Here is a 20,949-nt window from a genome sequence, read left to right as displayed (position 1 = left end):
CGGTGAAGGGAGCTGGTCATCATGGCCTCAGTGACGTTCGAGAAGGCACAGCGCTGGTACCCCGGGGCGGACAAGCCCGCGGTGCCCGGCATCGACCTGGAGGTGCGCGACGGGGAGTTCATGGTCCTCGTCGGCCCGTCGGGGTGCGGCAAGTCCACCACCCTCCGCATGCTCGCCGGGCTGGAGGAGGTCAACTCCGGCACCATCCGCATCGGCGACCGCGACATCACCACGATGCCGCCCAAGGACCGCGACATCGCGATGGTGTTCCAGAACTACGCGCTCTACCCCCACATGACCGTGGCCGAGAACATGGGCTTCGCGCTCAAGATGGCCAAGGTCCCCACCGCCGAGCGCGACAAGCGCGTCAAGGAGGCCGCCGCCATCCTCGGCCTCGAGGAGTACCTCGAGCGCAAGCCCAAGGCGCTCTCCGGCGGACAGCGGCAGCGCGTGGCCATGGGCCGTGCGATCGTGCGCCAGCCGCAGGTCTTCTGCATGGACGAGCCGCTGTCGAACCTCGACGCCAAGATGCGCGTGCAGACCCGCACCGACATCGCCCGGCTGCAGGCCGACCTCGGCGTCACGACCGTCTACGTCACCCACGACCAGGTCGAGGCCATGACCATGGGCGACCGCGTCGCGGTGATGAAGGACGGCTACATCCAGCAGGTCGACACGCCCCTGGCGCTCTACGACCGGCCCGCCAACCTCTTCGTCGCCGGCTTCATCGGCTCCCCGCAGATGAACCTGCTGGAGGCCACCGCGGTCGAGGGCAAGGCGCAGATCGGCGACTACCAGGTGCCGGTCGACCCGACCGCCGCCCAGGTCATGCGCGGCAACGTCACGGTCGGTGTGCGCCCCGAGTCGTGGCGCATCGTCGGCGAGGGCGAGGGCGGCCTGCCCGTGCGGGTGACGGTCGTCGAGGAGCTCGGCGCCGACGCCTTCGTCTACGGCACCAGCGGGGTGGAGGGCACGCCCAACAACATCATCGTGCGCGTCAACGGCCGCGACCACGTGCACAAGGGCGAGACGATCCACGTCACGACCGACCCCCAGCACGTGCACGTCTTCGACACCGACACCGGGGAGCGGCTCTCCGCCTGAGCCGCAGGCCCCCGACGTACGACGAGACCGGCGCGTCCCCCACGGGGGGCGCGCCGGTCTCGCGTCGTGCGGGTCGGCTCAGCCCGGGGTGGGCTCGAGGGCCCGGGCGGGCACCTCGCCGGCGTGGTCGTGGTCGATGGTGAGGTTCTCACCCGTGCTCGGGTCGAAAAGGTGCATCTTGGAGGTGTCGACCCAGATCTCGGCCTCGTCGCCCTCCGCGATCCGGCTGGAGCCGTCCAGCCCGACCACCAGCTGGGTGCGCAGCGACTCCCCGTCGAGGTCGCGCTCGAGCTGCTGCAGCTGCTGCTGCACCTCCGGCGGGGCCTCGAAGGGGATGTAGGCGTAGGCCTCGTTGCCCAGCCACTCCACGACCTCGACGGTCGCGCGGAAGGTGGAGCCCTCGCGCCCGGAGTCGACCACGGAGGCGTCCTCGAAGGCCTCGGGGCGGATGCCCGCGATGAGCAGGCCCTTGCCGGCGACCCGCTCGGCCTTCTCGGCCGAGATCTGCACGCTGCCGAAGGGCAGCGTGACGGTGGTGCCGTCGACCTCGGCGGGCAGGAAGTTCATCGGCGGGGAGCCGATGAAGCCGGCCACGAAGAGGTTGCACGGATTGCCGTAGAGCTCGCGCGGGCTCGCCAGCTGCTGGAGCAGGCCGCGCTTGAGCACCGCGACGCGGTCGCCCAGGGTCATCGCCTCGGTCTGGTCGTGGGTGACGTAGACGGTGGTGATGCCCAGCTTCTTCTGCAGCCGCGCGATCTCGCTGCGCATCTGCCCGCGCAGCTTGGCGTCGAGGTTCGACAGCGGCTCGTCGAAGAGGAACGCGTCGGCGTCGCGCACGATCGCGCGCCCCATCGCCACCCGCTGGCGCTGGCCGCCCGAGAGGTTGGCCGGCTTGCGCTCGAGGTGCTCGTCGAGCTCGAGGGTCTTCGAGGCCTCGCGCACCTTGGCGTCGACCTCCTCGTCCTTGGCCCCGGCCAGGCGCAGCGGGAACGCGATGTTCTCGTAGACGCTGAGGTGGGGGTAGAGGGCGTAGTTCTGGAAGACCATGGCCAGGTTGCGGTCGCGGGGGGCCAGGTCGTTGACCCGCTTCTCGCCGATGACCATGTCGCCGGAGGTGATGTCCTCCAGGCCGACGATCATCCGCAGCAGCGTCGACTTCCCGCAGCCCGAGGGGCCCACGAGAATGACGAACTCCCCGTCGGCGATGTCGATCGACACGTCGTTCACGGCCGGGAAGCCGTCGCCGTACTTCTTGACGATGTTCTTCATCTGGATGGAAGCCACGACGAGGTCACCCCTTCACCGCGCCGGACGTCAGCCCGGCCACGATCTTGCGCTGGAAAATCAGGACGATGATGACGATCGGGATCGTCGCGATGACGGCTCCCGCGGCCAGCAGCGAGGCCGGCCGGTTGAACGGGTCGGCGCCGACGAAGAAGGACAGCGACGCCGGGATGGGCCGGGCCGCCTCCGTCGAGGTCAGGGTGATGCCGAAGACGAAGTCGTTCCACGCGAAGAAGAACGTCAGGATCGCCGCGGTGAAGACCCCGGGCGCCGCGAGCGGCACGATCACCTTGCGGAAGGCCTGCCACGACGTGGCGCCGTCGACCTGGGCCGCCTGCTCCATCTCCCACGGGATCTCGCGGAAGAAGGCCGACAGGGTCCAGATCGCCAGCGGCAGCGTGAAGGACATGTAGGGGATGATCAGGCCGGGCCAGGTGTCGTAGAGCCCGATCGCGCGCCACATGTCGAACAGCGGGCTGACCAGCGAGACCACCGGGAACATCGCGATGGCCAGCGCCGTGGTCAGCACCAGCTTCTTGCCGCGGAACTCCAGGCGCGCGATGGCGTAGGCGGCCAGCGTCGCCAGGATCACCGACAGCGTGGTCGAGATCAGGCTGATGCCCAGGGAGTTGACGATCGCGCGACGGAACTGGTCGTTGCCCCAGGCGTCGCGGTAGTTGTCGAGCCCGGCGAACGCGCCGTCGGCCGGGAAGAAGCCCGGGCTGCCGTTGGTGACCGCGACGGCGTCCTTGAAGGACAGCGAGACGATCCACACCACCGGCAGCAGGCACCACACCAGGATCAGGCCGACGCCGACCACGAGTCCGATCTTCTGCTTCATGCCGCTCACCCCTCTCCTCGTGCCTTGGCCAGGTCGACCCGGAACAGCTTGACGATCAGGAAGGCCACCAGCAGCACCGAGAGGAACAGCAGCACCGACAGGGCCGAGCCCATGCCGAGCTGGAACTGCTCGATGGTCTGGCGGTAGACCAGGAACGAGATCGACTCGGTGCCCACGGCACCGCTGGTCATGACGAAGATGTTGTCGAAGATCCGGTAGGCGTCGAGGGCCCGGAAGAGCACCGCGACCATGATCGCCGCACGCATGTTGGGCAGGATCACCCGCCACAGCCGCTGCCACCAGGTGGCCCCGTCGACCTTGGCCGCCTCGATCATGTCGTCGCTGACCTGGGCCAGGCCCGCCAGCAGCAGCAGCGACATGAAGGGCGTGGTCTTCCAGATCTCCGAGACCATGATCGCGATGACCGCGGGCGTGGTCTCGCCGAACCAGTTGAAGGAGTCGCTGATCCCCGGCAGCCAGCCGTTGATGAAGCCGTTCTGGTATGTGAACGCGAACTGCCAGGCGAAGCCGGAGACCACGGTGATGATGCCGTAGGGGATCAGGATCGAGGTCCGGATGATGCCGCGGGCGAAGACCACGCGGTGCATGACCATCGCGAAGGCGAAGCCGATCACCAGCTCGATGGCGACCGTGACCACCATGTAGAGCACGGTCACGCCGATGTCGCGCCAGAACAGCCCGTCGGTCAGGGCCGTGACGTAGTTGTCGATCCCGATGAACGCGCGGTCCTCGGGAGAGGTCAGCGAGTAGGTGTAGAACGACAGGTAGAGCGCGCGCAGGATCGGGAACGCCGTGACCAGCAGCATGATGACCACGGCCGGGGCGACCAGCCGCTGGCCGAGGCGCTGCTCGTGACGGGCCCGGTCGGAGAGCTCCGGGCGCTTGTCCTTGCGCCGGTCGCGACGGTTGTCGGTGGCCTCGCGCTCCTCGCCCCGGGCCGGGGGCGCCACGGCGCTCACAGCAGGGCCTCCGAGCGCAGGACCTCACGCAGGTAGTCCGCCGACTCGGCGGGCGTGGTGTCGGGGTCGACCTCGGTGGGCGAGTGCCACGAGGCCTGGATCGCACCCGAGATGAGGTTGTAGTAGGCGCTCTTGGGTCGCGGGGCGCCGGCCTCGAGGCTCTCCTGGAAGAGGCTCAGCAGGCTGGGGTCGAAGGCGTCGACGAGCTCCTGGGCGTCGTAGACCGACTGCCGCGAGGGCATCAGGCCGTCGGTGACGGCCAGCTGCTGCTGGGCCTCGGGGGAGGACACGCACTGCGCGGCCTCGAAGGCCCAGTCCTTGTTCTCGGTGAACTCCCCGACCGCGATGTCGATGCCGCCGACCGGGGGCCGGGACTCCTCGCCCTCGACGGTCTGGGGGTAGCGCGCCCAGCCCAGGTCGTCGAACTGCTCCTGGGTGAAGGCGCCGCCCTCGGTGGGCTCGTAGTTCTTGTAGACGAAGGTCCAGTTGGTCATGAACTCACCCGGCCCGTCGAACATGAAGGGCAGGCTGGTGCCCTCGCGGGAGACCGACAGGTCGGGCTGGGCGGCGCCCGACTCGGCGAGCTCCTGCACGACGGTGGCGGCGGCCCGGCCGGCCTCGGAGTCGATGTCGACCTGGGCCTCGCTGCCGGCCTCGGTGTCGGAGACGATGTCGCCCCCGGCGCCGGCGACCAGCGAGTTGATCCACACCATGTAGGCCTCGTAGCGGTCGGCCTGCACGCCGACGGTGCCGCCCTGGTCGGCGGCGGCCTCGATGACCTGCGACCAGGTGACCGGCCGGCTCATGTCGAGGCCGGCGGCCTCGGCCAGCGACTTGCGGTACCAGAGCACCTGGGTGTTGGCCCACTGCGGCGCGGCGTAGACGCCGTCGTCCCAGCGCACGGTCTCGGCGGGGCCGGAGAGCACGTCGTCGTCGACGACCTGCGAGGCCAGCTCCTCGGGCCACTCCGCGATCCACCCGGCGTTGGCGAACTCCGGCACGAAGACCGGGTCGAGGCTCATCAGGTCGGTCTCGGAGTCGGAGGCCGCGAGGCGCCGGGCCAGCTGCGTGCGCTGGTCGGTGGCGCCGGTGGGCAGCAGCTGGATCTCGATGTCGTAGTCGTCGGTGCTGCAGTCGGCGGCGAGCTGGGTGAGCGTGGCCTGGCCGTCGGGGTTGATGTACCAGTTGAGCACCGGCTTGCCGTCGCTGCCGCAGGCGGCCAGCAGGCTCGAGGCCAGCGCCAGGCCGGCCAGGCCCGCGATCGTGCGGCGCGGCCGGCGGGCCGCACGGGGGAGCCGGGATCGGTGCGGGGGCGCGGGGAGGGGAGTGTCACCGCCCCCCGCGCTGGTGGAGGGTGGGGCGCTTCGATGCATGGGGGAGCCTCTCCGGTCCGGGGTGGACCCACACGTCTAGTCCTCCCCGGAGCGGATGTCCACCCCTTCCACCGCGAGGGGTGAGCACCGGTGGCCCCGGCGGGCCGGGCCGCGTCGGGCCGGGTCAGGCCGGCCGGGCGCGGTCCGCCGTACGCCGGATCGCGGCGACGAAGGTCTCGAAGAGGGCGGGGGGCATGTCGTGGCCCATGCCGTCGACCAGCAGCAGCTCCGCGCCGGGCAGGGCGCGGGCGGTGGCGCGGCCGCCGGAGACGTGGACCATCTTGTCGGCCAGGCCGTGCACGACGACCGCGGGCGCCGTCACCGCGCGCAGGCGGGGGGCACGGTCGGGCTGGGTGAGGATGGCGAGCATCTGGCGCATCACGCCGTGGGCGCTGACGCCCCGGTCGAAGGTCTCCTCGGCGCGGGCGCGGCGCTCCTCCTCGGTCTGGGGGTAGGCGGGGGAGCCGATGAGCTGCCACATCTTCTCGCTGGAGCGCACGTAGGCCTCGCGGCCGGCGCCGGTCCGGGCGATCAGCGCCGGCAGGAGGGAGGGGTGCTGCCAGCCGACCGTGCGCTTGCCGGTGGTCGACATGATGCTGGCCACCGACCTGACCCGGGAGGGCTCGGCGATCGCGACGGTCTGCACGATCATGCCGCCCATCGAGACCCCGGCCAGGTGGGCCGACTGCACCCCGAGGTGGTCGAGCAGCGCGACGGCGTCGCCGGCCAGGTCGGCCATGGAGTAGGGAGCGCGCACCTTGGTGCCGGCGAAGGCCCGCACCAGGGCGGTGCGCCCGACCCGCCCGGGCATCCGGCTGGAGCGGCCGGTGTCGCGGTTGTCGTAGCGCACGACGTAGAAGCCCCGGCGCGCGAGCATGCGGCACAGCTCGGCGTCCCACCAGGTCATCGGGCCGCCGAGGCCCATCACGAGCAGCAGCGGCTCGTCGTCGGGGTCGCCGAAGGTCTGGTAGCACAGCTCGAGGTCGGGGCGCACCGGAGCGAGGAGCTCCTCGGAGACGGCCACGTCGTGGGCGTCGTCGGTGCGGTCGTCCTGCTGGGGCGTCCGGGAGGCCATGGCCCCAGTGAACCGCATGGGCCATACCGCCCCCCCGAACGGACCCGATGGGGTGAGTGGGGTCACATACCGGCGTTACGTGGGCGTAACGTCGGAGCATGAACGACGCGACCCCCGGCTCGCTGGACCCCCTCGGCTCCTTCCTGCTGCCCGACGGCTTCCGCCGCCCGCCCCTGGTGGCGATGCTGCGCGAGGGCCGCGTGGTCGGGGAGGCCGGGCGCCACGTCGTGCGGTCGGTGGGCGAGCGGCGCGAGCGCCTGGGCCGGCCCTACGCCACGCGGGCGGGGGGCCGCGACGCCGACCCGGTGCTGCTCGTGCCCGGCTTCATGGCCGGCGACGGGTCGCTGCAGTGGATGCGCTCCTCGCTGCGCCACCAGGGCTTCCGCACCTACCGCTCGATGATCCACGTCAACATCGGCTGCACCCTGGCCGCGGCGACCCGTCTCGAGGCGCGCCTGGAGTCGATCGCCATCCGTCGCGAGAGCCGCGTGCAGATCGTCGGGCACAGCCTCGGCGGCATGCTGGCGCGCGGCGTCGCCGTACGCCGCCCCGACCTGGTCTCGGGCATCGTCACCATGGGCAGCCCGATGCTGGCGCCCGGCGCCCACCACCGCGCGCTGAGCGCCGGCGTCGAGACCCTCGTGCGGCTCAGCCGCGCCGGCGTGCCCGGGCTGATGTCGGAGGAGTGCGTGGCCGGGGCCTGCGCGCGGGAGAGCTTCGAGGAGAGCCGCTCGCCGATGCCCGCGGGCGTGGGCTTCACCGCGATCTACTCCCGCCGCGACGGGGTCGTGGACTGGCAGGCCTGCGTCGACCCCGAGGCGCACGCCGTCGAGGTGCGCGCCTCCCACCTCGGCATGGCCGTCGACCCGCGCGTGGCCGCCGAGGTCGTCGCCGCCCTGCACCGCCACCGCGCCGGTGCCGCCGGCGAGCTGCAGGCGGCCGAGATCGCCTGAGACCTCCGCCGCGGGCGGGCCGAGGGGCGCACGGGCCGGCCGCGGGTGGGCTGCGGGTGGGACGTCATGCGGAGGGTGGAGGCGCATCCACGCCTCGCATGACGTCCGCAGCCGCGGTGCTCAGCCGCCGAAGTCGATGGAGGAGAAGGCGCTCAGCTTCTGCAGCCGGTGCTCGGCGGTGATGGTGCGCACCGTGCCGCTGCGCGAGCGCATCACCAACGACTCGGTGGTGGCGCCACCGGCGCGGTAGCGCACGCCGCGCATGAGGTCGCCGTCGGTGATGCCGGTGGCCACGAAGAAGCAGTCGTCGCCGGTGACCAGGTCGTCGGTCGACAGCACGCGGTCGAGGTCGTGGCCGGCGTCGAGGGCGCGCTGGCGCTCGTCGTCGTCGGTGGGCCACAGTCGGCCCTGGATGACGCCGCCCATGCACTTGAGCGCGGTGGCGGCGATGATGCCCTCGGGCGTGCCGCCGATGCCGAGCAGCAGGTCGACGCCGCTGTCGGGGCGGGCCGCGGAGATCGCGCCCGCGACGTCGCCGTCGACGATGAACTTGATCCGGGCGCCGGTGGCGCGGATCTGCTCGGCCAGGTCGGCGTGGCGCGGACGGTCGAGGAGCACGACGGTGACGTCGGAGGGGCTGGCGCCCTTGGCCTTGGCCACGGCGCGGATGTTCTCCGAGACGGGGTTGCGGATGTCGACGACGTCGGCGGCCTCGGGGCCGGCGACCAGCTTCTCCATGTAGAAGACCGCGGAGGGGTCGTACATCGAGCCGCGCGGCGAGACCGCGAGCACGGCCACGGCGTTGCTCATGCCCTTGGCGGTCAGCGTGGTGCCGTCGATGGGGTCGACGGCGACGTCGCACTCCGGGCCGGTGCCGTCGCCCACGGACTCGCCGTTGTAGAGCATGGGGGCGTTGTCCTTCTCGCCCTCGCCGATGACGACGGTGCCGTTCATGCCGATGGTCGAGATCATGACGCGCATCGCGTTGACCGCGACCTCGTCGGCGCCGTTCTTGTCACCCCGCCCCACCCAGCGTCCGGCGGCCATCGCGGCCGCCTCCGTCACGCGCACCAGCTCGAGGGCCAGGTTGCGGTCGGGCGACATCGGGGCGACCCGGAGGGCCTCCGGCTCGGCGGGGTGCGGCGTGGGGCGGGTCATGGGCGCATGCTAGCGGTCCGGGGATAGGTCCTGACCGACGTCTCCTTCACCGTCAGCCAGACCTCGCGGCCCGGGTCGAGCCCGAGCTCGACCGCGGCCTCGGGCGTCACGTCGGCGATCAGCTCCTGCGCGCCGTCGGTGCGCGCGAGCAGGCGTACGGCGTCACCGTGCGGCACCACGCTGAGCACCGAGGCCCGCCACCGGTTGCGCGCCGACCCCTCGGGCGCGCGCAGCGAGACCGTGACGGCGCTGGGCGGGAAGGACCGGTTGGTCTCGGCGTCGGCGACGACGTTGAGCCCGACCAGGCGAGCGACGTGGTCGGTGAGCGGGTGGGCGGCCACGTCGCGGGGGGTGCCGGTCTGCGCGACGCGGCCCCCGTCGAGCACCAGCACCTCGTCGGCGAGGGTGAGCGCGTCGAGGGCGTGGTGGGTGACCAGCAGTGCCACCCCCGCGAAGTCGGCGAGGTGGCGGGCCAGCTCGATGCGCAGCGCGGTGGCCACGCCGACGTCGAGGCCGGAGAAGGGCTCGTCGAGCAGCAGCAGCTCGGGCTCGGTGGCCAGGGCCCGCGCGATCGCGACCCGCTGCGCCTGGCCCCCCGAGAGCTGGCGGGGCCGGCGTGCGGCGAGCTCGCCGACCCCGAGCCGGTCGAGCCACTCCTGCGCGCGGGCCCGCGCGGGGGTGCGGGCCCGGCCGCGGGCGCGCAGGCCGAAGGCGACGTTCTCCAACGCGCTGAGGTGGGGGAAGAGCGACTGGTCCTGGAAGACCAGCCCGACGCGCCGGTGGCGCACGGCCAGCGGCGGGGCGGTCCAGCTGCGCCCGCCGACCTCGACCTCGCCCGCCATCGCGGTCGTGCCGGCGAGGGCGCCGAGCAGGGTGGACTTGCCCGCGCCGTTGGGCCCGATGACCGCGACCACCGACCCCGCGGCGGCGGTGACCTCGGCGTCGAGACGGCCGGGCACCCTGACCCGGGCGTGGAGGCCCGGCCCGGTGGCCCGGCCGGGCCCGCTCAGGGCCTCCTCGGAGCCGGTCACGAGGTGGTCAGCCATCGGTTGCGCAGGCCGGCGAGCACGCCGACGGAGACCAGCAGCAGGATCATGCTCAGCGTGCGGGCCACGGCGGGGTCGGCCTGGAGCTGGGTGTAGATCAGCGACGGCATGGTCTGGGTGGTGCCGGGGAAGTTGCCGGCGAAGGTGATGGTGGCGCCGAACTCGCCCAGCGAGCGGGCCCAGGCCAGCACGGCGCCGGCCACCACGCCCGGCATCGCCAGCGGCAGGGTCACCCGGCGGAAGGCGTGCCAGCGGGTCGCGCCCAGGGTGGCCGCGACGACGTCGTACCGCTCGCCGGCCGTGCGCAGCGCGCCCTCCACGCTCAGCACGTAGAAGGGCATGGCCACGAAGGTGTGGGCGATGACCACGGCGGTCGTGGTGAAGGGCACGGTGAGGCCGGTGGTCTCGCGCAGCAGCGAGCCCACGACGCCGTTGCGGCCCAGCGCGGTCACGAGCGCGACGCCGGCCACCACCGGGGGCAGCACGAGCGGCACGGCCACCGCCGCGCGCAGCACCGAGCGGCCGGCGAAGTCGACCCGCGCCAGCAGCCACGCCAGGGGGGTGCCCAGCACGAGGCAGGCGAGCACGGTGACCGCGGAGGTCAGCGCGGTGATCCGCAGCGCCGCGAGCACCGGCGCCGAGCCGAGCTGGTCGAGGAAGTCGCCCCAGGGGGTGTCGAGCACGAGGGTCACGAGGGGCACGACGAGCAGCGCCGCGGCCACCGCGCCGGGCACGACGAGCACCAGCGGCGGTCGGCCGAGGTGGGAGCCGGAGAGCGTGGTCGCCCCCGCGTCGGGGGGTGGGGTCACGGCTGCCCGAAGCCGGCGTCGGCCAGCACCTGCTGGCCGGCCTCGGAGAGCACCAGGTCGACGAACTCCTGGGCGAGCTCCGGGTCGCCGGCCTGGTCGAGCTGGGCGATGGGGTAGTCGGTGACCTGGTCCTCGGCGCCCGGAACCTCGAAGGTCTCGACCTGGTCGCCGGCCGCGACCGCGTCGGTCTCGTAGACGAAGCCGGCGTCGGCCTCGTCGCCGGTGACCTTGGCCAGCACCGCCTTGACGTCGACCTCGAGGCTGGCCGGCTGGGAGGTCACCCCCTCCTCGGCGGCGATGGCCGCCCAGATCGCACCGCACGGGGCGGTGTCGACGCACACGACGTAGGTGGCGTCGCCGTCGGCGACGTCCTCGAAGCCCGACAGGTCGGCCGGGTTGCCGGCCGGCACCGCCATGACCAGGGTGTTGGTGGCGAAGACCTGCGGGTCGGCGGCCAGCACGTCGGCGGCGGTGTCCATGGTGCGGGAGTCGGCGGTGGCGAGGACGTCGGCCGGAGCGCCCTCGACGGCCTGCCCGGCGAGGGTGGCGGAGGAGTCGAAGGCCAGCTCCACCTCGACGCCCTCGTGGTCGGCCTCGAACTGCTCGGCCAGGGTCGTGAAGGTCTCGGTGAGCGAGGCGGCGGCCAGCACGGTGATCGTGGTGTCGCCCGCGCCGTCCCCCGCGCCACCGCCGGTGTCGCTGCTGCCGTCGGCGTCGTCGCCGCAGGCGGCCAGGGGGAGGACGAGCGCGACCGCGGCGGCCGTCGCGGCGAGGCGGCGGCTGGTGCGGGTGCGGCGGGGGGTGGTGCTGCTCATGTCTCGCTCCTGGTCTGCGGCGGCGGCTGCGTGGTGGTGCGGGGTGGTGCGGTGGGCTGGGGCGGGCTCTGAGGCGGGGTCTTGCGGCGGGATCTGCGGTGCGGGTGCGGCCCGACCGACCTCAGGTGGGCCGCTCGACGACGACGTTGGTGGACTTCACCGAGGCGATGGCGCGCACGCCGCGCTCGAGGCCGAGCTCGTCGGCGGCCTCGGCGCTCATCAGCGACACCAGCCGGTAGGGCCCGCAGACGAGGTCGACCTGCGCCATGACGGTGTCCTTCCTGACGCGGGTGACGATGCCCACGAGGCGGTTGCGCGCGCTCACCGCCGAGGCGCGGGTGCGCTCGCGGTCGGGCTCGTCGACCAGGGTCTCGGCCAGGCCGGCGAGGTCGGCGCCGGCGATGACCGCCGGCCCGTCGGGTCGCATCGCTGCCACCCGGCCCGAGTCGACCCACCGGCGCAGCGTGTCGTCGCTGACCCCGAGCAGCTCGGCGGCCTCGGCGATCCGGTACGTCGTCACACCCGCATCATGCCTCATCCGCGGCGGATCTGTCCCCCACGTGCCCGCGTCAGCGGACGAAACCCGGATCCTGAGCCGCTTCTGCGGTGGTTGACTGCGGCGGCGGGTTTCACCGGTCGGCTGGCGATACCCGCACCTGTCGGCCCACGCGTCGGCCGACAAGTGCGGGTCTGGGCCGACAGGTGCCCGGTGCGGCGGCGGCGTACGACGGCGGGTTTCGCCGGTCGGCTGGTGATACCCGCACCTGCCGGCCCACGCGTCGGCCGACAGGTGCGGGTCTGGGCCGACAGGTGCCGCGAGGCGGCGGTCACCAGGGGCCGCGCCAGGCCGGCTCGGGTCGGGTCGGCTGGGGTCAGGTCAGGGCGAGGGCGGTGACCGCGGCGAGGAGCACGACCGGGGTGGTGGTCAGCGACCACGCGTGGAAGGTGCGCATCGACGGTGCGGCCGTGCTGTGGCCCAGGCCGCGGCGCCAGAGCAGGTTGGCCAGTGAGCCGGTGTAGGTCAGCCCGGAGCCGATGTTGAGGCCCAGCAGGGCGGCGAGCACGGCGTCGGTGCCGAGGGGGGCCACGAGCGGCACGACCAGCAGCGTCGCGCTGAGGTTGGTCACGAGGTTGGCCAGCGCCGTGGCGACGAGCGCGACGACCAGCAGGTCGGTCCACGACGGCGCGCCAGAGGGCGCGGGGAGCAGGCGTCCCACCGCGTCGCCGAGCGGGCCGGTGGTCAGGGTCGCCACGACGACGCCGAGACCGAGCACGAAGAGCGCGAACGACGGGTGGGTGGCGCGCCCCGCCTCGGGCCACGTCAGCAGCCCGCGGCGGGCGGCCCAGCCCACCAGCACCACCGCGGCCACCGCGGCCACCCAGCCCGGCTCGACGCCCAGCGGGGAGCCGACCGCGAAGCCCGCGAGCATGAGCGCCACGACCACCAGCGGCACGCGCTCCCAGGGCGGCGCGACCGCGGCCACGCCGCCGTCCTCGCCCGCACCGGCCTCGCCGACCGCGCCGACCGCGCCCGCCCCGGAGGCCGTGGCCGGGCTCAGCTCGCGGCGGAACAGCACGCGCAGCGCGACCCACTCGACGACCAGCACCACGACGAGCACGGGGGCCATCGCGAGAGCGAAGCCGGCGAAGGTGAGGTCGAGGTCGCGCATCGCCAGCAGGTTGGTGAGGTTGGAGACCGGCAGCAGCAGCGAGGCGGAGTTGGCCATGCGCAGGCAGGCCCAGGCCACCGGCCGCGAGGACCAGCCCGCGCCGCGGGCGGCGGCCACCACGACGGGGGTGACGAGCACGACGGTGGCGTCGAGACTGAGCACGCAGGTGACGGCCGCGGCCAGCACGAAGGCGCCGAGCAGCAGCCGGCGCGGGTCGCCGCGGTCGGTGCGGCGTACGACGGCGGCAGCGGCGGCGAAGAGCCCCGCGCGGGAGCACACCTCGGCCACGACGAGCACGGCCGCGAGGAACACCACCACCGGGGCCAGGTGGCCCAGCGTGCTGCCCACCGCGTCGAGCCCGAGCCGACCCGTGGCCAGCGCGGCCAGCCCGGCGACGACCGCCACGGCGGCCTCGACGAGCGGGCGGGGGTGGGCGTAGGCGGTGACCAGCAGCGCGAGGAGGGCGACCACGGCCACGACGTCGGCGAGGCTCCCGGCGAGGGCCTCCTGGATCTGCACCCGGCGAGCATGGCAGCCCACGGGGCGCCGTCGTACCGGTGGTCTGCCAGCATGGACACGTGAGCGAGACCCCCGGCACCCCGTCGCAGCCCGCGCCCGAGGGCCAGGCACCCGGACAGACCCCCGGACAGACCCCCGGCCAGGGCGCCGGTCAGCCCCAGGGCAAGCCGGGTCGCTACCAGCGCACCACCGGCGGTCTCATCGGCTCGATGATCGTGCTCGTCGTGGCGGTGATCGGCATCGTGCTCTTCCGCGGCGCCTTCCGCGACACCCCGGAGTTCGAGCCGACCAGCGTCGACTACCTCAGCGAGGTCGTGCGCCCGGTGCAGGGCGCCGGCAGCGAGATCGTCTACCCCGCCGCGGTGCCCGAGGGCTGGATGGTCAACGACGTCACCTACACCCCCGGCGAGCAGCCGGTCTTCGAGCTCGCGCTGCTGACCCCCGAGGAGAGCTTCGCCGGACTCCACGAGGAGGCCGAGGACGTCGACGACCTCGTCGAGGAGCTCGTCGACCCCGAGGCGGTCGAGGGCGAGGCGCTGGCCACTCCCGACTCCGACGTCGCCACGAGCTGGCAGACCTTCACCGACGAGGGCGGCGACACGGCCTACGTCGCGACCACCGGCAGCGGCGACGACGAGCGCACCGTGGTCGTCTACGGCTCGGCGACGCCCGAGGAGCTGCAGGAGCTGCTGGGCGAGCTCACCGTGGAGACCCTGCCCGAGCGCGGCTCGGGCGCCTGACGAGGTCTGCCGGGGCACCGGCCCCCGGGGTCGCGCCTCAGTCCTCGGAGCCCTCGCGGTCGGCGGCGACCACGGCGTCGAGTCGCTGGCGCGCGCCGTCGAGCCAGTCCTGGCAGACCCGGGCCAGGTGCTCGCCGCGCTCCCACAGGGCGAGTGACTCCTCCAGGGTCGTGCCGCCCGCCTCGAGGCGGCGCACGACCTCCACGAGCTCCTCGCGGGCGGCCTCGTAGGACGGGGTCTGCGGCTGCTCAGGCATCGGTGGGCTCCTCGAGGCGGGTGGTGCGGGTGGTGGTGGCGTGGATGCGGCCGTCGGCGACGCGCACGGAGACCTCGACGCCCGCGGGGGCCAGGTCGTCGACGGAGGTGACGACGCGGCCCTCGGCGTCCTGCAGGACGGCGTAGCCGCGGCGCAGGGTCTCCAGCGGGGAGAGGGCGCGGGCGCGGGCGCGCTGGTGGCCCACGTCGTCGGCGGCGCGGTCGAGGCGGTGGCCCAGCGTGCGGCGGGCCCGCTCGAGCAGGGCGTCGAGCTCGGCGGAGCGGGCGTCGAGCAGGGTGCGGGGGTCGGCCAGCGCCGGACGCGAGCGCAGGGCGGCGAGCCCTTCGGCCTCGCGGCGCAGCCAGGCGTCGAGGGTGGAGCGCACCCGGTCGCGGGCCCAGGCCACGCCGCGGGCCTCCTCGGCCACGTCGGGCACGATCAGCTTGGCGGCGTCGGTGGGCGTGGAGGCGCGCACGTCGGCGACCAGGTCGAGCAGCGGGGAGTCGGGCTCGTGGCCGATCGCGGAGACCACGGGGGTGCGCATCGCGTGCACCGCGCGCAGCAGGGCCTCGTCGGAGAAGGGCAGCAGGTCCTCGACCGCGCCGCCGCCGCGGGCGACGACGACCACGTCGACGTCGGCGTGGCGCTCGAGGCGGCCCAGCGCCTCGATCACCTCGCTGGCGCACCGGGGACCCTGCATCGCGGCGTAGGCCGTCTCGAACTCCACCGCCGGCCAGCGGCGACGCGCGTTGTCGACCACGTCGCGCTCGGCGGCCGAGCCGGGCGCCGTGACGAGGCCGACGCGGGTGGGCAGGAACGGCGCAGGGCGCTTGAGCTCGGCGGCGAAGAGGCCCTCGGCGGCCAGCAGCTGGCGGCGCCGCTCGAGGCGCGCCAGCAGCTCGCCCAGGCCGACCATGCGGATCTCGCGGGCGTAGAGCGAGATCGTGCCGCGGTTGGCGTAGTAGGACGGCTTGGCGTGGACGACGACGCTCGCGCCCTCGACCAGGGGAGGGTTGAGCCCGTCGAAGAGGGTGCGCGAGCAGGTCACGGTCACCGACAGGTCGGCCACGGCGTCGCGCAGGGTCATGAAGACGGTCTGGACGCCGGGGCGACGGTTGACCTGGGCGATCTGGCCCTCGACCCAGATCGCGCCCAGCCGGTCGATCCAGCCGGCGATGGCGTTGGCGACCTGGCGCACCGGGGCCGGCGACTGCGCGGAGGTCTCCATGGCCATGCGAGGACCCTAGGCGACGGTGGGGACACCACGACGGACAGCACGGGGGACTGCACGACGGGACCGCGCGGGGGACAGCACGGGGGACAGCGCGGGGGGACAGCGCGGGGGAGGGCACGGGACACGGCGGGGACCCGGCCCGGGGGAGGGCGCCGACCCCGCCCGGCGGCCCGCCGGGAGGCTCCCCGCGGCCCGCCTAGGATGGGGGCCATGAGCACCGACATGGGGATGCCCCCGATCCTGTCGCCCGACGAGGCCGAGAAGGCCGTCCTGCTGGCGGCGCCGCGGGGCTACTGCGCGGGCGTCGACCGGGCGGTCGTCACCGTGGAGCAGGCGCTCGACCTCTACGGCGCCCCGGTCTACGTGCGCAAGCAGATCGTGCACAACAAGCACGTCGTGGCCGACCTCGAGGCGCGGGGCGCGATCTTCGTCGAGGAGCTGGTCGAGGTGCCCGAGGGCGCCACGGTCGTCTTCTCCGCCCACGGTGTCTCGCCCGAGGTGCACCGCCAGGCCGAGGAGCGCACCCTCAAGACCATCGACGCCACCTGCCCGCTGGTCACGAAGGTCCACCACGAGGCCAAGCGCTTCGCCGCCGACGACTACGACATCCTCCTCATCGGCCACGCCGGCCACGAGGAGGTCGAGGGCACCGCGGGCGAGGCCCCCGAGCACATCCAGCTCGTCGAGAGCCCCGCCGACGTCGCCGGCATCGTCGTGCGCGACCCCTCCCGCGTGGCCTGGCTCTCCCAGACCACGCTCTCGGTCGACGAGACCCTCGAGACGGTCGCCGCGATCCGCGAGCGCTTCCCCGAGCTGCTCGACCCGCCGAGCGACGACATCTGCTACGCCACCCAGAACCGTCAGCTCGCGGTCAAGGAGATCGCCCACGGCTGCGACCTGCTGATCGTGGTCGGCTCGGGCAACTCCTCCAACTCCGTGCGCCTGGTCGAGGTGGCCCTCGAGGCCGGCGCCAAGGCCTCCTACCGCGTCGACGACGCCTCCGAGATCGACGAGGCCTGGCTCGACGGCGTGCGCACCGTCAGCGTCACCTCCGGCGCCAGCGTGCCCGAGAGTCTCGTGCAGGGCGTCCTGGCCTACCTCGCCGAGCGCGGCTACCCCGACGCCAAGGCCGTCCACAGCGCCGAGGAGTCGCTCATCTTCTCCCTGCCCAAGGAGCTGCGCCGCGACATGAAGGCCGCGGCCCGCGCGCAGTAGGCCCCCGGACGGGACCCGGACGGCGCGGAAGGGTGCTCGGGTGAGGCTGCACGACGACGAGCTCGAGGTCGACGAGCCGCTCGTGCGCCGGCTGCTGGCGGCCCAGCACCCACACCTCGCGGACCTGCCGCTGCGGGCGCTGGGCGGCGACGGGCAGGCGTCGGGCTCCTCCAACCGGCTCTTCCGCCTCGGCGACGACCTGCTGGTGCGCCTGCCCCGTCAGCACGGCGGGTCGCGCGCGCTGGTGACCGAGCGGCGCTGGGGACCGCTGGTCGCGGCCGCGCTGCCGCCCGGGGTCGTCGTGCCCGAGGTGGTCGCGAGCGGGCGGCCCGGGGAGGGCTACCCCGAGGCCTGGTCGGTGACGCGGTGGATCGAGGGCACCCCGCCGGCGGTGCCGGCGCTCACGCCGTACGCCGGGTCGTCGGGGCCGCTGGCGCGCGACCTGGCCGCGGTCCTGCGGGGGCTGTGGGCCGCCCCGGTGCCGGCGCAGGCCGCGGCCGACCCGGCGCTGCGGGGCTACCGCGGCGGCCGGCTGGGCGACCTCGACGAGGACCTGCGCGAGACGGCGGCCGTGTGCGCCGCCCTGCCGAGGTGGGCCGACCTCGGGCTCGACCTCGACCGCGTGCGCGTCGTCTGGCAGAGCGCGCTGGTGGCGGAGGCGGCGCTCGAGGTCGCCGGCCCGGTCGCGGAAGGCTGGCTGCACGGCGACCTGCTGGCCGAGAACCTGCTCGTGCGCGAGGGCCGCCTCGCCGCCGTGCTCGACCTCGGCGCGCTCGGGGTCGGCCGGCAGGCCGTCGACCTGGTCGTGGCGTGGGAGGTGCTCGACGCCCCCGGCCGCGCCCTGCTGCGCGAGCTGCTCGACGTCGACGAGGCGACGTGGCGGGTCGGCCAGGGCTGGGCGCTGCTGCTCGCGCTCATCACCTTCCCCTACTACGGGCGCACGATGCCCGCCCGCTGCGCCGCTCGCCGGGCGATGGCCGCCGCGGTGCTGGACGCGGTGCTGGGCACGGTGTCGGACGCGGTGGTCGACGTGGGGCCGGTGGTGGGGCCCGGCTGAGTCAGGCGCGGGTGCGGCGGCGGGGCCAGACGACGAAGCGGTAGGCGCAGAAGTTGAGCACGATGACGACGCAGATCGCTCCGAGCTTGGCCAGCAGCACCGCGTCGTCGCCGAGCACGGCGAGCAGGGCGTAGATGACCAGCGGCTGCACGAGGAAGAGCACGGTGCCGGTGCTCGCCACGAAGCGCACGGCGTCGCCGAGCCGCAGCCGCTCGGCGCGGAAGGTCAGCAGGCCGTTGACCACGAAGCTGAAGGTCATGCCCGCGGCGGTGGAGACCACGTTGGCCAGCACGATGCCCAGGGTGTCGTGGAGCAGCCAGAAGAGCCCGACGTCGATGCCGGTGTTGACCGCGCCGACCGCCACGAATCGCACCAGCGTGCTCTCGTGCAGCGTGCGCAGACGCTCGCGACGCGACGGCCGCGTGCTCGGGGTGGCGCTCGGGGGCTCGCTCGCGGGCTCGCGCGGCGGCACGGGCTGCGGGGCCGGGTGAGAGGAGGTCAGGACACGCTCCCGTGCTGGGTCCGGAGGTCGGGCGGGGTCTGCGGCAGCGAGCGTACGCCGGAGTGCTCGCCGCGGGCGGTGAGGGCCAACGAGTAGAGCGGGCGACCCTGCACCTGGGTGTAGGTGCGCCCGACGTAGCTGCCGATGACGCCCATCATCACCAGCTGCAGCCCGGCGAGCAGGAACATCCCCACCCCGAGGAAGGCCCAGCCGGGCACCGAGTCCTCGGGGCGCAGCAGCCGCACCGAGGCGACGTAGGCCGCCATGACGACGCTGAGCGCCGAGAGCGCGAAGCCGAGCCGCGTGATCATGCGCAGCGGGGAGGTGGAGAAGCCGAGGATGCCGTTGGCGGCGAAGGCCAGCATGCGCCCCAGCGGGTAGCCGCTGGTGCCGGCGTGGCGCTCGTCGCGGTCGAAGAGCAGCGCCTCCTGGCGGAAGCCGACGTGGGCGACGATGCCGCGCAGGAAGCGGTCCTGCTCGCGGTAGCGGGCCACCTCGGCCACGACGCGGCGGTCCATGAGCCGGAAGTCGCCGACGTCGCGGGGGATGTCGACCGAGGCCAGCCGGTCGAGCACGCGGTAGAACGCCCAGGCCGTGGTGCGCTTGAAGAGGGTGTCGCGCCGCGAGCGGCGCTGGGCGTAGACGACGTCGGCCCCGTCCTCCCACAGCCCGACCATCTCCAGGCTGACCCGGGGCGGGTCCTGGAGGTCGGTGTCCATGACGATGACCGCGTCGGCGTCGCCGGCGGCGTCGAGGCCCGCGGTGACCGCGATCTGGTGCCCGCAGTTGCGGGCCAGGTCGAGCACGCCGACGCGCGGGTCGTGGCGGCGCAGCTCGAGCAGCCGGGCCAGCGACTCGTCGCGGCTGCCGTCGTTGACGTAGAGGAACTCCCAGTCGAGGTCGTCGCGGACGGCGGTCGCCTCGGTGAGCGCGGCGTGGAAGGGCGCGACGTTGTCGGCCTCGTCGTAGACCGGCAGCACGTAGGCGATCTTCGGGCGCGGGGTGTCGGGGGTGCGGACGGGCAGGGCGCGGGGGCTGGTGCGGGCGGGCATGGCCGGGTCCCTTCGCAGACGGGTCGGGGGCTGGGGTGGTCTGGTCCCAGTCAGCCCGGGTCACCTCTGCGTGGGCTGTGAGCCGCCCCCGGACCCGCCGTGAGTGGCGGGCGGATGCTGTGGGCCGGGGCGGCGTAGTCTCGAGCGGTGGCGAGGTACGTGGACATGCACCCGGACAACCCCCAGCCCCGGCTCCTGGCCCAGGTGGTGGAGGCGCTGCGCGACGACGCGCTGATCGCCTACCCGACCGACTCCGGCTACGCCCTGGGCGCCCAGCTGGGCAACCGCGAGGGGCGCGACCGGATCCTGCGGATCCGCGGCCTCGACGAGCGGCACCACTTCACGCTGGTGTGCCGCGACTTCTCCCAGCTGGGCCAGATGGTGCACGTCGACAACTCGGCCTTCCGCGCCATCCGCGCGGCGACTCCGGGGCCCTACACCTTCATCCTGCCGGGCACCCCCGAGGTGCCGCGGCGGCTGCTGCACCCCAAGAAGAAGACCGTCGGCGTGCGGATCCCCGACCACGTGCTGGTGCAGGCGCTGCTCGCCGAGCTCGGGGAGCCGCTGCTGAGCAGCTCGCTGATCCTGCCCGGGGAGTCCGAGCCCCGCACGAGCGGCTGGGACGTCAAGGAGGAGCTCGACCACCAGGTCGACCTGGTCATCGAGGCGGGTGAGACCCCGGCGGAGTCGACCACGGTGGTCGACTGGTCCGAGGGGGCTCCCGAGGTCATCCGGCGGGGTGCCGGGGACCCGGACCGCTTCGCCTGAGGTCGCCGCGGCCGCCCGGGCCGCCCGCGCGCTGCTCCAGCCACGCGGTGGCCCAGCCGGGGAGGGGTGCGCCGGTGCGGCGTACCTGGTTGCGCGCGGCGAGGGCCAGCAGGCACAGGGCGTAGCCCACGACGAGGGCGAGGCTGTGGTCGGCCAGCCCGGTGACGACGACCTGCACCACGCCGTCGCCGGGGTCGGCCAGCGCACCGGGGCGGGTGGCGCCGAGCATCGCGAAGACGCCGACCATGAGCAGGGGCGGCAGGACGCCGACGGTGAAGAAGTCGCGGGGGCGCACCAGCAGGGCCAGCGCGAGGGCGAGCGCGACGAAGGCGAGGTCGAAGAGCCAGCCGATCACGGCCGCGCCGACCAGCAGCTCGACGGCGGAGGCGGTGAGCAGCACGGCCACGCCGAGCGCGACCATCTCGTGCGCGGGAGCGCGGCCTTCCTCCCACAGGGTGTGCGACGTCATCGCCTGATCACCTCACTGCCTCGGTGACG

22 protein-coding genes are annotated in these 20,949 nt (G+C 73.9%); 6 read left to right on the top strand and 16 right to left on the bottom strand.

Annotation, left to right across the window (positions count from 1 at the left end; translation table 11 throughout):
• The first annotated feature begins 21 nt into the window (after positions 1-21).
• Complete coding sequence (locus IR170_RS09325; protein ID WP_193662186.1) at positions 22-1,104, top strand: ABC transporter ATP-binding protein; 1,083 nt, start codon at positions 22-24, stop codon at positions 1,102-1,104.
• Positions 1,105-1,182: 78 nt separating this feature from the next.
• Here the strand turns inward: IR170_RS09325 and IR170_RS09320 are convergent, their stop codons facing one another.
• From IR170_RS09320 to IR170_RS09300, 5 genes are all read right to left on the bottom strand, one after another.
• Entirely contained in the window at positions 1,183-2,388 is a 1,206-nt protein-coding gene (locus IR170_RS09320; RefSeq protein ID WP_193662185.1) for an ABC transporter ATP-binding protein, read from the bottom strand.
• A 7-nt stretch (positions 2,389-2,395) separates the two neighbouring features.
• Entirely contained in the window at positions 2,396-3,229 is an 834-nt protein-coding gene (locus tag IR170_RS09315) for a carbohydrate ABC transporter permease (protein ID WP_056862863.1), read from the bottom strand.
• A 5-nt stretch (positions 3,230-3,234) separates the two neighbouring features.
• Positions 3,235-4,209: a carbohydrate ABC transporter permease gene (locus tag IR170_RS20275; RefSeq protein ID WP_235557664.1), complete on the bottom strand. Its 975-nt coding sequence runs from the start codon at positions 4,207-4,209 to the stop codon at positions 3,235-3,237.
• A complete protein-coding gene (locus IR170_RS09305) occupies positions 4,206-5,582 on the bottom strand; it encodes an extracellular solute-binding protein (RefSeq protein ID WP_193662184.1) in 1,377 nt (458 codons plus the stop codon). The genes IR170_RS20275 and IR170_RS09305 overlap by 4 nt, the downstream gene beginning before the upstream one ends.
• A 124-nt stretch (positions 5,583-5,706) precedes the next feature.
• The gene (locus IR170_RS09300) at positions 5,707-6,657 is read right to left on the bottom strand and encodes an alpha/beta fold hydrolase (RefSeq protein WP_193662183.1); all 951 of its coding nucleotides are present in this window, start codon (positions 6,655-6,657) and stop codon (positions 5,707-5,709) included.
• A gap of 98 nt (positions 6,658-6,755) precedes the next feature.
• On the opposite strand from IR170_RS09300, the gene IR170_RS09295 reads away from it, so the two are divergent.
• Positions 6,756-7,610 (top strand): alpha/beta fold hydrolase, encoded by an 855-nt coding sequence (locus tag IR170_RS09295; RefSeq protein ID WP_056862214.1) that lies wholly within the window; start codon positions 6,756-6,758, stop codon positions 7,608-7,610.
• A 120-nt stretch (positions 7,611-7,730) separates the two neighbouring features.
• On the opposite strand, the gene glpX is transcribed toward IR170_RS09295, so the two are convergent.
• The 6 genes from glpX to IR170_RS09265 all read right to left on the bottom strand — a co-directional run bounded on the left by glpX (position 7,731) and on the right by IR170_RS09265 (position 13,627).
• On the bottom strand, positions 7,731-8,768 hold the full coding sequence (glpX, locus tag IR170_RS09290) for a class II fructose-bisphosphatase (RefSeq protein ID WP_193662182.1): 1,038 nt from the start codon (positions 8,766-8,768) through the stop codon (positions 7,731-7,733).
• Positions 8,765-9,814 (bottom strand): ABC transporter ATP-binding protein, encoded by a 1,050-nt coding sequence (locus IR170_RS09285; RefSeq protein ID WP_193662181.1) that lies wholly within the window; start codon positions 9,812-9,814, stop codon positions 8,765-8,767. The genes glpX and IR170_RS09285 overlap by 4 nt, the downstream gene beginning before the upstream one ends.
• Positions 9,796-10,623, bottom strand: a complete 828-nt coding sequence (locus tag IR170_RS09280) for an ABC transporter permease (protein ID WP_319804990.1) — start codon at positions 10,621-10,623, stop codon at positions 9,796-9,798. The genes IR170_RS09285 and IR170_RS09280 overlap by 19 nt, the downstream gene beginning before the upstream one ends.
• Positions 10,620-11,438, bottom strand: a complete 819-nt coding sequence (gene modA / locus IR170_RS09275; RefSeq protein WP_193662180.1) for a molybdate ABC transporter substrate-binding protein — start codon at positions 11,436-11,438, stop codon at positions 10,620-10,622. Before modA ends, IR170_RS09280 begins: the two co-directional genes overlap by 4 nt.
• A 121-nt stretch (positions 11,439-11,559) precedes the next feature.
• Positions 11,560-11,958: a TOBE domain-containing protein gene (locus tag IR170_RS09270; RefSeq protein WP_319804989.1), complete on the bottom strand. Its 399-nt coding sequence runs from the start codon at positions 11,956-11,958 to the stop codon at positions 11,560-11,562.
• 352 nt (positions 11,959-12,310) lie between these two features.
• Positions 12,311-13,627 carry an SLC13 family permease gene (locus IR170_RS09265; protein ID WP_193662178.1) on the bottom strand — a complete coding sequence of 439 codons (1,317 nt, stop codon included), beginning with the start codon at positions 13,625-13,627 and terminating at the stop codon, positions 12,311-12,313.
• Positions 13,628-13,686: 59 nt separating this feature from the next.
• Between IR170_RS09265 and IR170_RS09260 the strand changes: the two genes are divergently transcribed.
• On the top strand, positions 13,687-14,367 hold the full coding sequence (locus tag IR170_RS09260) for a DUF4245 family protein (RefSeq protein ID WP_193662177.1): 681 nt from the start codon (positions 13,687-13,689) through the stop codon (positions 14,365-14,367).
• 37 nt (positions 14,368-14,404) lie between these two features.
• Here the strand turns inward: IR170_RS09260 and IR170_RS09255 are convergent, their stop codons facing one another.
• Both IR170_RS09255 and xseA read right to left on the bottom strand, forming a co-directional pair.
• Positions 14,405-14,623, bottom strand: coding sequence for an exodeoxyribonuclease VII small subunit (locus IR170_RS09255; protein WP_056862222.1), 219 nt, complete (start codon positions 14,621-14,623; stop codon positions 14,405-14,407).
• Complete coding sequence (xseA, locus tag IR170_RS09250; protein ID WP_193662176.1) at positions 14,616-15,857, bottom strand: exodeoxyribonuclease VII large subunit; 1,242 nt, start codon at positions 15,855-15,857, stop codon at positions 14,616-14,618. Before xseA ends, IR170_RS09255 begins: the two co-directional genes overlap by 8 nt.
• A gap of 210 nt (positions 15,858-16,067) precedes the next feature.
• Here xseA and IR170_RS09245 point away from each other — a divergent pair, with 210 nt between their 5' ends.
• Together IR170_RS09245 and IR170_RS09240 are read left to right on the top strand one after the other, a co-directional pair.
• Positions 16,068-17,072 (top strand): 4-hydroxy-3-methylbut-2-enyl diphosphate reductase, encoded by a 1,005-nt coding sequence (locus IR170_RS09245; protein ID WP_056904715.1) that lies wholly within the window; start codon positions 16,068-16,070, stop codon positions 17,070-17,072.
• A 40-nt stretch (positions 17,073-17,112) separates the two neighbouring features.
• Complete coding sequence (locus IR170_RS09240) at positions 17,113-18,129, top strand: phosphotransferase (protein ID WP_193662175.1); 1,017 nt, start codon at positions 17,113-17,115, stop codon at positions 18,127-18,129.
• Position 18,130: 1 nt separating this feature from the next.
• On the opposite strand, the gene IR170_RS09235 is transcribed toward IR170_RS09240, so the two are convergent.
• Both IR170_RS09235 and IR170_RS09230 read right to left on the bottom strand, forming a co-directional pair.
• A complete protein-coding gene (locus IR170_RS09235) occupies positions 18,131-18,502 on the bottom strand; it encodes a GtrA family protein (protein WP_193662174.1) in 372 nt (123 codons plus the stop codon).
• 125 nt (positions 18,503-18,627) lie between these two features.
• A complete protein-coding gene (locus IR170_RS09230; protein WP_193662173.1) occupies positions 18,628-19,683 on the bottom strand; it encodes a glycosyltransferase family 2 protein in 1,056 nt (351 codons plus the stop codon).
• Between the two features lie 147 nt (positions 19,684-19,830).
• Here IR170_RS09230 and IR170_RS09225 point away from each other — a divergent pair, with 147 nt between their 5' ends.
• The gene (locus IR170_RS09225; protein ID WP_056862227.1) at positions 19,831-20,451 is read left to right on the top strand and encodes an L-threonylcarbamoyladenylate synthase; all 621 of its coding nucleotides are present in this window, start codon (positions 19,831-19,833) and stop codon (positions 20,449-20,451) included.
• On the opposite strand, the gene IR170_RS09220 is transcribed toward IR170_RS09225, so the two are convergent.
• Positions 20,411-20,920, bottom strand: a complete 510-nt coding sequence (locus IR170_RS09220) for a DUF6542 domain-containing protein (RefSeq protein ID WP_156697677.1) — start codon at positions 20,918-20,920, stop codon at positions 20,411-20,413. The genes IR170_RS09225 and IR170_RS09220 overlap by 41 nt on opposite strands.
• Between the last annotated feature and the right edge of the window lie 29 nt (positions 20,921-20,949).

This window comes from Nocardioides kribbensis, from assembly GCF_015070375.1.
Classification (GTDB): Bacteria; Actinomycetota; Actinomycetes; order Propionibacteriales; family Nocardioidaceae; genus Nocardioides; species Nocardioides kribbensis.
The sequence above is the reverse complement of the archived record's forward strand: the minus strand, read 5'-3'. Positions and strand labels throughout refer to the sequence as shown.

Coding starts and splice junctions, on each gene's coding strand:
- IR170_RS09285 (WP_193662181.1), bottom strand. CDS start 9,814: ATGGCTGACCACCTCGTGACCGGCTCCGAGGAGGCCCTGAGCGGGCCC.
- xseA (WP_193662176.1), bottom strand. CDS start 15,857: ATGGCCATGGAGACCTCCGCGCAGTCGCCGGCCCCGGTGCGCCAGGTC.
- IR170_RS09220 (WP_156697677.1), bottom strand. CDS start 20,920: ATGACGTCGCACACCCTGTGGGAGGAAGGCCGCGCTCCCGCGCACGAG.
- glpX (WP_193662182.1), bottom strand. CDS start 8,768: ATGACCCGCCCCACGCCGCACCCCGCCGAGCCGGAGGCCCTCCGGGTC.
- IR170_RS09315 (WP_056862863.1), bottom strand. CDS start 3,229: ATGAAGCAGAAGATCGGACTCGTGGTCGGCGTCGGCCTGATCCTGGTG.
- modA (WP_193662180.1), bottom strand. CDS start 11,438: ATGAGCAGCACCACCCCCCGCCGCACCCGCACCAGCCGCCGCCTCGCC.
- IR170_RS09305 (WP_193662184.1), bottom strand. CDS start 5,582: ATGCATCGAAGCGCCCCACCCTCCACCAGCGCGGGGGGCGGTGACACT.
- IR170_RS09245 (WP_056904715.1), top strand. CDS start 16,068: ATGAGCACCGACATGGGGATGCCCCCGATCCTGTCGCCCGACGAGGCC.
- IR170_RS09300 (WP_193662183.1), bottom strand. CDS start 6,657: ATGGCCTCCCGGACGCCCCAGCAGGACGACCGCACCGACGACGCCCAC.
- IR170_RS09325 (WP_193662186.1), top strand. CDS start 22: ATGGCCTCAGTGACGTTCGAGAAGGCACAGCGCTGGTACCCCGGGGCG.
- IR170_RS09295 (WP_056862214.1), top strand. CDS start 6,756: ATGAACGACGCGACCCCCGGCTCGCTGGACCCCCTCGGCTCCTTCCTG.
- IR170_RS09230 (WP_193662173.1), bottom strand. CDS start 19,683: ATGCCCGCCCGCACCAGCCCCCGCGCCCTGCCCGTCCGCACCCCCGAC.
- IR170_RS09255 (WP_056862222.1), bottom strand. CDS start 14,623: ATGCCTGAGCAGCCGCAGACCCCGTCCTACGAGGCCGCCCGCGAGGAG.